We start from the raw sequence: 13391 nt of genomic DNA on the forward strand, positions 1-13391 counted from the left end.
TCATGGCAGCATTGACCTGTTTTAAAGCTTATGACATTCGCGGTGAGCTTGGCGCGGAATTAAATGAAGAAATTGCATATCGTATTGGTCGCGCTTATGGCGAATTTTTAAAGCCGGAAACGATTGTCGTGGGCGGCGATGTCCGCCTGACCAGCGAAAGCCTGAAAATGGCCCTGGCCAATGGTTTAATGGATGCGGGTACCAATGTACTTGATATCGGCTTAAGCGGCACGGAAGAGATTTATTTCGCCACCTTCCATTTAGGCATTGATGGTGGCATCGAAGTGACGGCAAGCCATAATCCGATGAACTATAACGGCATGAAGCTGGTGCGTGAAGGTTCCCGTCCTATCAGTGGCGATACAGGCTTACGTGATGTTCAGCGTCTGGCTGAAGCTAACGATTTTGCGCCGGTAGATGCAGCTAAGCGTGGCAGCTATAAACAGATCTCGGTATTGAATGCCTATGTCGATCACCTGATGGGCTACATTGATCTGGCAAATTTCACTAAACCCATGACGCTGGTCATCAACTCGGGTAATGGCGCTGCCGGTCACGTTATTGATGAGATCGAAAAGCGCTTCCAGCTGGCGAATGCACCGGTCACCTTCGTTAAAGTTCACCATGAAGCGAATGGTCATTTCCCGAACGGTATCCCCAATCCCTTACTGCCAGAGTGCCGGAAAGATACCTCCGATGCGGTGAAAGCGAACAAAGCCGACATGGGCATCGCATTTGATGGCGACTTTGATCGCTGCTTCCTGTTTGACGAGAACGCAGAGTTCATCGAAGGTTATTACATTGTCGGCCTGCTGGCCGAAGCGTTCCTCAAGAAAGAGCCTGGTGCGAAGATCATTCACGATCCCCGTTTGACCTGGAACACTATCGACGTCGTCACTAAAGAGGGTGGCATACCTGTTATGTCTAAAACAGGTCATGCGTTTATTAAAGAGCGCATGCGTGAAGAAGATGCGGTGTACGGCGGCGAAATGAGCGCACACCATTACTTCCGTGATTTTGCTTATTGCGATAGTGGAATGATTCCATGGCTTTTAGTGGCTGAACTGGTCCAGACGAATAGGGCTAGCATTCAATCTTTAGTAAAAAATAGAATGGCTAAGTTCCCTGCCTCCGGAGAGATTAATCGTAAAGTTGTTAATGCCGCCGAATTAATTGCACTGATTGAAAAAAAATATAATTCAGACGCTCTGGACATTGATAAAACAGATGGGCTCAGTATGTCATTCGAGGATTGGCGTTTTAATTTAAGAACGTCAAATACTGAACCATTGATGAGATTGAACGTTGAAACTCGACAAAATTATAAGCTTATGATAAACAAAACTTCAGATATATTATCTTTTTTAGATGATAGGGATTATATCTGATATGTTTAAATCCATTTATCAATATCGCGGTTTTATTATCAGTAGTATAAAACGAGATTTTCAATCTCGTTATCAAACAAGTATGCTTGGAGCATTATGGTTAGTACTCCAGCCGCTTGCTATGATTTTAGTTTATACATTAGTTTTTTCACAGGTAATGAAAGCCAGAATGCCTGATAACACAGGCTCATTCGCATACAGTATCTATCTCTGTTCAGGAGTTCTAACATGGGGTTTATTTACTGAAATTTTGGACAAAAGTCAGAGTGTTTTCATAAATAATGCTAACCTGATAAAAAAACTCAGTTTTCCTAAGATATGTTTGCCGTTCATTGTTGTCGCATCAGCTGTGCTTAATTTCTTAATAATTTTTACACTCTTCATTATTTTCCTGATATTTACAGGTGAATTCCCTGGATGGTTAGTTTTGACAATGATTCCTGTCATCGTATTGCAAATTGCATTTGCGACAGGGCTAGGAATGATCTTTGGCGTGATGAATGTCTTTTTCAGAGATGTGGGGCAGTTCGTTAGTGTTCTATTACAATTCTGGTTCTGGTTTACACCGATTGTCTATGTATTGAATTCCCTGCCTCAATGGGCGCATAAAATACTCATGTATAACCCGGTCGCGCGCCTAATGCAAGCTTATCAGGGGATATTTGCCTACCATAAAATACCGGACTGGGGTTCACTAATTCCGGTTGTGATTTTAAGCATTCTTTTTTGTATTTACGGATTTATTTTATTTAGAAGACACTCAGCAGAAATGGTGGATGAACTCTAATGACACATATCTTAGTTTCTGGTGTTGGAAAAGCATACAAGATTTATCAGCGTAAAGTTCATCGGCTAATGGAATGGATGATTCCCGGCATTAAACCACAACACACCCTTAAGTGGATTTTGAAGAATATTAATTTCAAAATTAATGAAGGTGAAGCTGTTGGCATCATAGGCATTAATGGTGCAGGCAAGAGTACATTGTTGAAATTAATTACTGGCACAGCTAAGCCTACTACAGGCAATATTGATATTTCTGGCCGGGTTGCAGCGATGCTGGAACTGGGTATGGGATTTCATGCTGATTTTACTGGCCGGCAAAATGTATACATGTCAGGTCAATTATTAGGCTTGTCGGTTGAGCAGATTAATCAATTAATGCCTGAAATTGAGTCATTTGCTGAGATTGACGATTACATTGACCAGCCTGTCCGAGTTTATTCTAGTGGGATGCAGGTAAGGCTAGCCTTCAGCGTAGCAACGGCTATACGACCAGACATTCTGATTATAGATGAAGCGTTGTCAGTAGGAGATGCTTATTTTCAGCACAAAAGTTTCGAACGTATCCGTGAGTTCCGAAGAAAAGGTACGACGTTACTCCTGGTATCGCATGATAAGCAGGCAATCCAAAGTATCTGCGACCGCGCTATCCTTTTAAACCAAGGGGAGGTGGCAATGGAAGGAGAACCTGAAGCTGTAATGGATTTCTATAATGCGCTTTTAGCGGATAAAGAAAAAAAATCTATTAAGTTGAGTAATAATGATGGCAAGATGGCCACGCTTTCAGGCACTGGAGAAGCTCGTATCAGTCACATAGAACTGCTGAATCAAGATAATGAGTCTATTGAAACATTGCAAGTTGGGCAAGCTGTAACGTTGAATATTCAAGCTGATATACATGAATATTTAGATGAATTAGTTGTGGGCTATGTTATTAAAGATCGCTTGGGACAGCCTGTTTTTGGTACTAATACTCATCATATGCAAAAAGTGTTAAGTGGAGTCGCTGCCGGAAGTAAAATTAAATTTACCTTCAGTTTTTTAGCCAATTTAGGTGTGGGATCTTATTCAATTGCAGTTGCTCTACATTCATCAGAAACACATGTTGCTCGAAACTATGAATGGCGTGATCTTGCTCTGGTCTTCACTGTCGTGAACAGCGGTAAACCATCTTTTGTAGGCGTAGCCTGGATGCCACCACAATTGGAGATTAAAGGTGAGTAATAATTTTTACCGTGCATTTGAAGATAAACATCGTGGAAGTGTGGCAGATATTCGTCAACGGCTTACATTATATTTACCGTTAATTCAAAAACTCAATTCTTTCTACCCAGATGCTAATGTTATTGATATTGGTTGCGGCCGTGGCGAATGGCTAAAACTTCTACATGATAATAATATACATGCCGTAGGAGTCGATCTTGATGAAGGAATGCTAGCTGAAGCACTTAAAGATGGCCTTACAGTTGAATTAGATGATTGTATCAATTTTTTGAAGAAGCAAGAAAGCGATAGTGCTATCGCAATTACGGGCTTTCATATAGTTGAGCATCTTCCGTTTGAAATTGTTCATTCTCTAGTATTAGAAGCTTTGCGCGTATTAAAAGCCGGCGGTCTTTTGATCCTTGAAACGCCGAATCCAGAAAACATAAGTGTAGGCAGTTGTTCGTTTTACATGGACCCGACGCATCAAAATCCACTCCCTCCTGAACTTTTAAAGTTTCTCCCTGACTATTATGGATTTGAAAGAACGCGAATTGTCAGATTGCAAGAAAGTGACCGTATTAAAGATCATTCTTCAGAACTTACGTTATCGGAAGTGTTGAAGGGTGTTAGTCCAGATTACAGTACTGTTTCACAAAAGTCAGGTTCTCAGAAATTAAATACTGAATTTAACGAGTTTTTTGTAAAAAAAATAGGTGTAACTCTGGATGAACTTGCTGACCGCTATGATATGGGATTGGGAGGTAAACTTGATGTTATCATCCAAGAGCTCACAAACAAAGTTGAAAATGTACGTGCTGAAATAAAAGAAATCAATGATTATAATAAAGAATTAGAAAATAGATTATTTGCCGTATATTCCAGTAACTCCTGGCGCATGACTGCTCCATTACGACGTGTGATAGACTTGGGTAAACGCACCGATGTTGCTCGTAAAAAAGGGCTTAAGTATCTCGCAAAAGCCATTGTGCGTAAAATATTTCAGAGGCTTGTCCGTGTATTGGGGAAATACCCAAGGGCAAGGTCTAACATTTTGGTACTGATGCGTAAGATAGGAATATACTCCCTGCTAAGGAAAATTTATTTAAAATCTGTTAGCGGGGAAAATAATCAATATTCTTATAATAACTTTTTCCCGACATCTCATATTGATAAGTTGACAAATAGAGCAAAGGAGATCTACGAGGATCTTCATAAAGATGAAATAAAGAATAATAAAGGTGATTAATAATGAATATTTTAATCGATTTGCAAGGCTCACAAACTGAAAGCAAATTTAGAGGAATAGGACGCTATTCATTATCTATTACTAAAGGTTTACTACGTAATAACAAATACCATAATTTCTATATCTTTCTGAACGGTAATTTTGAAGATACTTTAGAAGACATTAAAAAATCTTTGTATGGACTTTTACCAGAAAAAAATATTATAGTCTGTCAGCTTCCGGCTCCTCTTCGTGCCTGCGATCAGGGAAATGAATGGCGGCAGGAAGCTGCGGCAATTATTCGCGAGGAAATGATCCGTACACTTTCAGTTGACTGGGTTTTCATTACCAGTCTATTTGAAGGTCATGTTGACGACGCCGCGATTACTATAAAAAAATTGCAAAGCAATGCGAAAATAGCAGTTCTTCATCACGATCTTATACCACTAGTCAATGAAAAAACGTACCTGCAAGATAATCATTTTCGCCAGTACTATATGGAAAAAATTGATTATCTTAAAAGAGCAGACTTGATCCTGACAAACTCAGATTATACTGCTCAAGAAATTCATGAATGGTTATCAGATGCTCAAGGTAAAATTGTCTCGATTTCTTCTGCTACTGAGGATGAGTGGTACAATAAAGAAATAGTTGATATCAACTTTGAAGCAGTTAAAGAAAAATTTTCAATCAAAAAAGATATTATTCTTTATGCTCCGGGGGGGTTTGACAAACGAAAAAATTTTGAAAGACTTATTTTAGCTTTCTCTAAAATTGAGCCAGAATTACGCTTTAATAAACAGTTGGTTATTATCAGCAAGATCAATGAGACTGATAGAAACTATCTGCAATCCATCGTGCTTAGAGCAGGACTGTCAAAAAAAGATGTTGTTCTAACAGGGTACGTTAGCGATGATGAATTAATTCTTCTTTATCGGAACTGCTTCTTATTTGTATTTGCATCTGAGCATGAAGGGTTCGGATTACCTATATTGGAAGCAATGAGATGTGGCGCGGCAACTATTGGTTCTAATGTAACCAGTATACCTGAAGTTATCGGGCTTGAAGAGGCTCTATTTGACCCATTTTCAGTAAATTCAATCAGTAGTAAAATTCGTGATGTGATTATCAATGAACAATTTCGTCACTCACTCAAAAAGCATGCATTGTGTCAAGCCTCAAAATTTTCCTGGGACATTTCTGCTCAACGTGCAATTGAAGCCTTTGAGCTTTTTGAATCTGAAAATAATGAAAAAGATGAAAACGCCGAAGAGGCCATTACTGCGCTTGACAGCATAAAAAGAATTAATACTAAAATAAGGCCTACTGAGCAGGATTTATTGCGCGTCGCCGAGGCGCTTGACCGTAATATCAAGCGGGTCGAATTATATAAGGCTCTATCAAAACCGTTGGAATGGCAAATTGATGGCCCTTTTGACTCATCTTATAGTCTTGCCTTAGTCAATCGTGAATTTGCTCGTGGTCTTGCCAAAAAAGGCGTAGAGATTTTTCTGCATTCCACTGAAGGGCCTGGTGATTTTAATCCTAGCACATCTTTCCTGCAAAAAGGTAATAATGCTGACTTGCTAGCATGGAATGAGAAGGCACGCAGACAAATAAATGAATCAGTTTCCGTGCAGTCTCGTAATATCTACCCGCCACGAGTGTCTGGACTGAATTCGAAGGTAAAACTTTTACACTGCTATGCTTGGGAAGAGACAGGGTACCCATCCGAGTGGATTCATACTTTTAATCAGAACTTGATGCGGTACTCTGCACTTCAAAGCACGTAAAAAAAGTGCTAATAGATAACGGCTTGCGATTACCTGCAATCGTAACCGGTAATGGATGTGATCATTGGGAAAATGTCGCCGTTAAGCACATTCCGCTTCAAACCATCAAAACATTCCGTTTCTTGCATGTCTCATCGTGCTTCCCACGTAAAGGGGCAGAACACATGCTTGAGGCTTACGGTAAAGCATTTAGCTGTAAAGATGATGTAACATTAATCATCAAGACGTTTGACAACCCACACAATAATATTTCTGACAGCCTGGCAGCGCTACGGGAAAAATACTGTGATTTTCCTGAAGTTGTTATTATAAAAGAGGACCTTGAAGAAGGTAATCTAAAGAGCATCTATGAACAATGTGATGTGCTCGTCGCTCCAAGTTGTGCGGAAGGTTTTGGTCTACCGATTGCAGAAGCTATGTTAAGTGGAATGCCTGCTATTGTCACTGGCTGGAGTGGACAAAAGGATTTCTGTGATTTAACTAATTGCTGGCTTGTTGATTATGACTATGCGCATGCTAAAACGCATTTTGGCCTTTACTCTTCTGCATGGGTCAACATTGATGTTGATGACTTGGCGAGGAAGATGAAACTTGCTGCATCGACGTCATACGATCAACGAAGAGAAATGGCTAAGATTGGACGTGAGAAAATTCTTTCTGATTTTACATGGTCTGCTGTGGCAGAGCGCTCTGTCTCTGCTATACATACTCTGGAAGCTAAAAATTGGGAGTTAAATCAGAAAGCTAAAACAGGTTGGATAACAACCTGGAATACTAAATGCGGTATAGCAACTTATTCGCAGCATTTAATAAATAATATGTCCGGGGTTAACCCAGTCATTTTTTCACCCATTGGGCAAGAGATCCTCGACATTAAAAATGACTTTAGTATTCGTAGCTGGAGTATTGGTAAAGAGAAAAATAACTTTGATGTCATCATCAAGCATATAGAGCAAGCTAGACTGAATACCATTATAATTCAATTCAACTATGGGTTCTTCAATCATGCTGATTTGTCAGAATTAATTTATGCATTGAAACAAAGAAATATTGTTGTTGTGATGACACTGCATTCAACAGTTGATCCTGATAAGCAACCTGAACAGAATTTTAAATTAATACATATGCTTGATGCCTTAAAATCTTGTGACCGTCTGTTAGTGCATTCCTTTGCTGACATGAATCGTTTGAAGTCTTTTGGTTTAGAAGAAAATGTTACGCTTTTCCCGCATGGTGTTTTAAGCAACAAGGCTTTATCGCTCCAGCATAATACAAATAAAAATATGCATGTCATTGCTACTTATGGTTTCTGCTTACCCCATAAAGGTTTAAGTGAAATTGTACAAGCAGTAAAAGTATTAAAAGATCAAAACGTTACTGTTAAATTGAAATTAGTAAATGCTGAGTTTCCTGTTAGGGAGTCACGAGATCTAATTCATGAGTTAAAACAATACGTTAATGATAACAATATGAATGATCTCGTTGAATTCCATAATGGCTTCTTATCTGATGATGAAAGTTTAAAATTATTGACAGATGCTGACCTTCTTCTGTTTGCCTATCAAAACACAGGCGAATCTGCAAGCGGGGCAGTACGTTATGGGATGGCCACGGGTAAACCTGTTATGGTCACGCCTATTCCTATCTTTGATGACCTTGGTGATGCTGTTTTCAAATTTAAGGGGTTTACTGCAGAACACATTGCAGAGGACATCATTACAAGGCTTAAAGAAATTGAAGGCGAAACCCCACAATGGGAAGCGATTATGAATTCTGCAAAGAGTTGGCGCAACCAGCATGATTACCGAACTGTAAGCATGCGACTTGATAACATTTGTAACGGGTTGATTAGAAATAGAGCAATCAAAGATTGGTGTTAATTATAGAATGAGCCATAGTGATATGGCTCTTTTGAGGAATCTATGAAGGTTATTCTCTCTGTCGAACCAATCAAATATCCTTTAACTGGAATTGGTCGTTATACATACGAACTAGCAAAAGCTTTGGAAAAGCTAAATGAAATAGAAGATTTTCTCTATTTTGATGGTACAAAAATCGCTCAGAATATACCTAATGAAAACTCAAGCTTAACACTATCTCACGGCATAAAAAATATTCTAAAAAATAATTCTGCAGCAATTAAAATATATCAAGCTTTTTCGCCAAAAATAAAGCGAAGAATATTGTCACGTTATAGTGACTATATCTATCATGGACCAAATTTTTTCTTGCCAGAACATACAGCTAAGAAAGTCTGTACATTTCATGATCTGAGTCCGTTTAAGTATCCAGATTTTTTTGAGCCTAAAAGATGCAAATACACTCAGCAAGAAATTTTAAAAGGACTTGCTCGTAGTGATTATATCATCACAGTTTCGGAATACATTAAAAAAGACTTGAGTGAATATTTCGATTATCCAAGTGATAAAATAAAAACTACATATTTAGCTGCTTCAGAAAAGTTCTTCCCCAGAGATGAGTTGCAAACATTACCAGTGTTGAATAAATACAACCTAAAGTACCAAGGTTACTCACTCTTTATCGGTACTATTGAACCGCGAAAAAATTTAGTCTCTCTTATCGATGCATATGAATCAATGCCCTCTGCACTCAGAGTCTCCTATCCACTGGTCATTAGTGGATTTAAAGGATGGAGAAACGAGCAAATTCTTTTAAGAATTGAAAAGGCTCAACGTGAAGGCTGGTTAATATACTTAGGATATATTCCTGGTGCGGATATCCCACTGCTTTATAGCGCAGCTAAAGTATTTTGTTTTCCTAGTAATTATGAAGGATTTGGCTTGCCCGTCTTAGAAGCACTTCAGTCTGGCATTCCAGTAGTATGTTCAAACAACTCCTCATTGCCTGAAGTAGCTGGAGAGAATTCATTATTTCATGACGCAGAAGATGTTGAGGGGATAAGAAATCAACTCGAAATTGCATTATGTTCAGATGAACATAGAAGGCACGCTATTGAGCGTGGAATCATTCATGCCAGACGATTTAGCTGGGAAAAATGTGCCCAGCAAACGATGGATGTATATAAAGAATTAATTCATTTATGATAAAAGTTCTTCATTTTTACAAAACTTACTATCCAGATACATTTGGTGGTATCGAACAAGTCATATTCCAGCTTGCTGAAGGAACTATAAATAGTGATATTGAGACCACTGTTCTATCATTAACCCCTGGAGAAGAAAATCTTAACGCAACCATTGGCTCCCATAAAACAATTAGAATTCATGCTGATTTTTCCATTGCATCTAGTCCATTTTCTATTAAAGCGCTATCGTTGTTTAAAAAGCTTGCAAGTGAAGCTGATATTATTCACTACCATTTTCCATGGCCATTTATGGATGCTTTACATTTCATCTGTAAAATAAATAAGCCTACGGTTTTAAGTTATCATTCTGATATCGTGCGTCAGAAGAATTTGTTAAAAATCTATACCCCATTAATGCATAAGTTTATGTCATCTGTGGGGAAGATAGTTGCTACTTCACCAAATTATGTAAAAACTAGTCCAACACTAAATAAATATTTAGAGAAAGTTCAGGTAATCCCTATTGGAATCGATCAAGAGAGATATAAATTACCAAATGCTGCGGTGTTGAATTCATGGCGGGAAAGGCTACCTGAACGTTTTTTCCTTTTTGTCGGAACTTTACGTTATTACAAAGGTTTACATATTTTAGTAGAGGCCAATAAGAAAAAAGATTTCCCGATTGTTATTGTCGGGTCAGGGCCTATCGAAAATGAATTAAAATTACAAGTGAAAGAGTACGGTCTCAAAAATATCATTTTTTTGGGTGCACTAAATGACATTGACAAAATAGCATTATTACATCTTTGTTATGCGATGGTATTCCCGTCACACTTGAGGTCAGAAGCATTTGGGATCTCTTTGCTAGAGGGGGCTATGTTTAGCAAACCTCTCATCTCAAGCGAGATAGGCACAGGAACATCGTGGATAAACATTCACCATGAAACTGGCATCGTTATTCCACCCTCGGATCCCAATGCGTTGGCTATTGCGTTGGACACATTATGGGCAAACTCGGATCTGGCGAAGATTTACGGAGAAAGAGCCTATCAGCGTTACCGGGAACATTTTACTGGAGTTAAAATGGTCTCAGCCTATCAAGATTTGTATAACTCTATGATTAAATAGGTTTTTATTTTGTTTTCTTGATTAATAATTTTAGCATCAATCACTACCTGAAGATGATATTAGTGAGTTAACATATTCTCCACCTTTGTTCGTCAGCTGAGTAAGTCTGGCGATGAGACCTTTAGACAGGAGTAGATAATGTCCAAGCAACAAATCGGTGTGGTTGGTATGGCAGTTATGGGACGTAATCTGGCGTTGAATATTGAAAGCCGTGGTTACACTGTTTCTATCTTCAACCGTTCTCGTGAAAAGACTGATGAAGTCATCGCGGAAAGCCAGGGCAAGAAGCTCGCACCTTTTTACACTGTGGAAGAGTTTGTTGAATCGTTGGAGAAACCACGCCGTATCCTGCTGATGGTTCAGGCTGGTGAAGCCACTGACAAAACTATCGCATCTCTGACACCGCACCTGGACAAGGGCGACATCCTGATTGATGGTGGTAACACCTTCTATAAAGACACGATCCGTCGTAATAAAGAACTGTCTGATCAGGGCTTCAACTTCATCGGTACCGGTGTCTCCGGCGGGGAAGAGGGCGCATTGAAAGGCCCATCAATCATGCCTGGCGGTCAGAAAGAAGCGTATGAACTGGTAGCGCCAATTCTGGATAAAATTGCTGCACGTGCAGAAGACGGTGAAGCCTGCGTTACTTACATCGGTCCTGACGGTGCTGGCCACTACGTTAAGATGGTGCACAACGGTATCGAGTATGGCGATATGCAGCTGATCGCAGAAGCTTATGCGTTACTGAAAGGTGCGCTGGGTCTGAACAACGAAGAGCTGGCTAAAACCTTCACTGACTGGAACAACGGTGAGCTTAGCAGCTACCTGATCGACATCACCAAAGATATCTTCACCAAGAAAGATGAAGACGGTAAATACCTGGTTGATGTGATTCTGGATGAGGCAGCCAACAAAGGTACCGGTAAATGGACCAGCCAGAGCTCCCTGGACCTTGGCGAGCCACTTTCTCTGATCACTGAGTCAGTATTTGCTCGTTACCTCTCTTCACTCAAGTCACAGCGTGTTGCAGCTTCTAAAGTGCTGAGCGGCCCTCAGGCGCAAGCCTTCACCGGTGACAAAGCTGAGTTCATTGAGAAAGTGCGCAGAGCACTGTATCTGGGTAAGATCGTTTCTTATGCTCAGGGCTTCTCTCAGCTGCGTGCGGCTTCAGAAGAGAACAACTGGGATCTGCATTACGGTGAAATCGCGAAGATCTTCCGTGCTGGTTGCATCATCCGTGCACAGTTCCTGCAGAAAATTACTGATGCTTATGCGACCGATGCTAACATCGCTAACCTGTTGCTGGATCCCTACTTCAAAAACATCGCTGATGAATATCAGCAGGCGCTGCGTGATGTTGTCTCTTATGCCATCCAGAACGGTATTCCAACGCCAACCTTCTCAGCGGCAATTGCATACTACGATAGCTATCGCTCAGAAGTGCTGCCTGCCAACCTGATTCAGGCGCAGCGCGACTACTTTGGTGCGCACACTTATAAGCGTATTGATAAAGACGGTGTATTCCATACCGAGTGGTTGGAATAACTTAAAGTAGATATACTTTAGTGCGATAAAAGGCTTAATGCATAGCATTAAGCCTTTTTTATTTTCATAAATTCTTAGAAATTATTTTTTTCTGAATTTTATAATATTTATTAATGCTGTTCTCCCCGCTCTTAACATCGGTTTTTCAACAATCTCATGTAATACCCATGCAAATAAGATAGAACTTATCATGATAACGAGAAATTTACTTAGTGAATTTTTATTATAAAATGGAACATAAACATGATATTTAATCAATACCTGCATGACTATTGCATGTACGAGATAAAGGGAATAAGAAATATCGCCAAAAAAACTAAGAATTTTATTTTTTCCAATCACATGGTTTCTTTCTAACATGAGCCCAGCAGCAATTAGTAATATTGACCAAGTGCCAAAACCACTTAATCCCACTGTATAATTGAACGTAGTTAAGTAACAAAAAAGAAAAGAAAAAAACAATAAAAAACAAATATATTTATAGTGTTTAACATTATCGAAGAGTCTTACTAAATAAAAAAACATCATTCCAACTATAAACTCATATAACATTGGGGACGCAAAGAAATTCAAAAAGGCAAAATCAGAATTTTGCAGTCGCATGCTGCCATTGAAACTAATGCCATTATTATAATATAACTGCAGTATTAGTGCTGGAATGATAAGTACTGCAGATGTTATTAAAATCCTTTTCTGGTGGGATATCGACATCGCCATACAAAAAACTATATAGAAATACACCTCGTAACTCAAAGACCATGCTGGAAAAAGAACATTGTAACCAAAATAAGGAGCTGCTTTATCATAATCACGATTTATGAAGATGTATGAGCGTAATATCTCATAAAAGGTGTATGCGGGATGAACAAGGATATATAATGTTATCGCGACTAGAAATATTGGATATATTCTAAAGATACGCTTTATCGTAAAATTAAGAAGATTATGTTCCTTATTTTCTTGTGTAGAAAAAGCAATAATGAAACCACTTATGATAAAAAATAGGTCTACCCCAAATGCGCCCCCCTTGAATAGGTATTCGAAAATATTATGATTCCCCAAAACTTCATAGCCACTGGTTTTGTTATGATATGCAACAACAAGTAAGGAGGCAATTCCTCGTAAATAATGTATGGTGATTACTTTGTTCAATTGTTATGACCTTTAATTAAAAAACTAAGGGCTTTTTTTTATCAGTTTTAGTGTATGTATTTAATGGTGTTTTTATTACACTCAGACTGAAAATCTTAATTTTACTTGTTGCTTTCCTGCAT

10 protein-coding genes are annotated in these 13391 nt (G+C 39.0%); 9 read left to right on the top strand and 1 reads right to left on the bottom strand.

From position 1 onward, the window contains the following. The first annotated feature begins 2 nt into the window (after positions 1-2). The 9 genes from cpsG (at position 3) to gndA (ending at position 12117) form a co-directional block, all read left to right on the top strand. A complete protein-coding gene (gene cpsG / locus ABVR31_RS07285; protein ID WP_372772255.1) occupies positions 3-1388 on the top strand; it encodes a phosphomannomutase CpsG in 1386 nt (461 codons plus the stop codon). A gap of 1 nt (position 1389) precedes the next feature. Further along, positions 1390-2175, top strand: coding sequence for an ABC transporter permease (locus ABVR31_RS07290; RefSeq protein WP_058780362.1), 786 nt, complete (start codon positions 1390-1392; stop codon positions 2173-2175). After that, positions 2175-3395, top strand: a complete 1221-nt coding sequence (locus tag ABVR31_RS07295) for an ABC transporter ATP-binding protein (protein WP_058780363.1) — start codon at positions 2175-2177, stop codon at positions 3393-3395. Before ABVR31_RS07290 ends, ABVR31_RS07295 begins: the two co-directional genes overlap by 1 nt. Beyond that, positions 3388-4623, top strand: a complete 1236-nt coding sequence (locus ABVR31_RS07300; protein WP_372772257.1) for a class I SAM-dependent methyltransferase — start codon at positions 3388-3390, stop codon at positions 4621-4623. The genes ABVR31_RS07295 and ABVR31_RS07300 overlap by 8 nt, the downstream gene beginning before the upstream one ends. A 2-nt stretch (positions 4624-4625) precedes the next feature. Next, positions 4626-6395: a glycosyltransferase family 4 protein gene (locus tag ABVR31_RS07305; RefSeq protein WP_372772259.1), complete on the top strand. Its 1770-nt coding sequence runs from the start codon at positions 4626-4628 to the stop codon at positions 6393-6395. Between the two features lie 164 nt (positions 6396-6559). Continuing rightward, positions 6560-8275 carry a glycosyltransferase gene (locus tag ABVR31_RS07310; RefSeq protein WP_372772261.1) on the top strand — a complete coding sequence of 572 codons (1716 nt, stop codon included), beginning with the start codon at positions 6560-6562 and terminating at the stop codon, positions 8273-8275. Between the two features lie 42 nt (positions 8276-8317). Beyond that, positions 8318-9460 carry a glycosyltransferase family 4 protein gene (locus ABVR31_RS07315; RefSeq protein ID WP_372772263.1) on the top strand — a complete coding sequence of 381 codons (1143 nt, stop codon included), beginning with the start codon at positions 8318-8320 and terminating at the stop codon, positions 9458-9460. After that, entirely contained in the window at positions 9457-10569 is a 1113-nt protein-coding gene (locus ABVR31_RS07320) for a glycosyltransferase (protein ID WP_058782011.1), read from the top strand. Before ABVR31_RS07315 ends, ABVR31_RS07320 begins: the two co-directional genes overlap by 4 nt. 138 nt (positions 10570-10707) lie before the next feature. Continuing rightward, a complete protein-coding gene (gene gndA, locus ABVR31_RS07325; RefSeq protein ID WP_372772265.1) occupies positions 10708-12117 on the top strand; it encodes an NADP-dependent phosphogluconate dehydrogenase in 1410 nt (469 codons plus the stop codon). Positions 12118-12198: 81 nt separating this feature from the next. On the opposite strand, the gene ABVR31_RS07330 is transcribed toward gndA, so the two are convergent. Next, positions 12199-13269: an acyltransferase family protein gene (locus ABVR31_RS07330; RefSeq protein WP_372772267.1), complete on the bottom strand. Its 1071-nt coding sequence runs from the start codon at positions 13267-13269 to the stop codon at positions 12199-12201. Positions 13270-13391: the final 122 nt, after the last annotated feature.

Source organism: Pantoea sp. WEP (assembly GCF_041678305.1).
Lineage (GTDB): Bacteria > Pseudomonadota > Gammaproteobacteria > Enterobacterales > Enterobacteriaceae > Pantoea > Pantoea dispersa.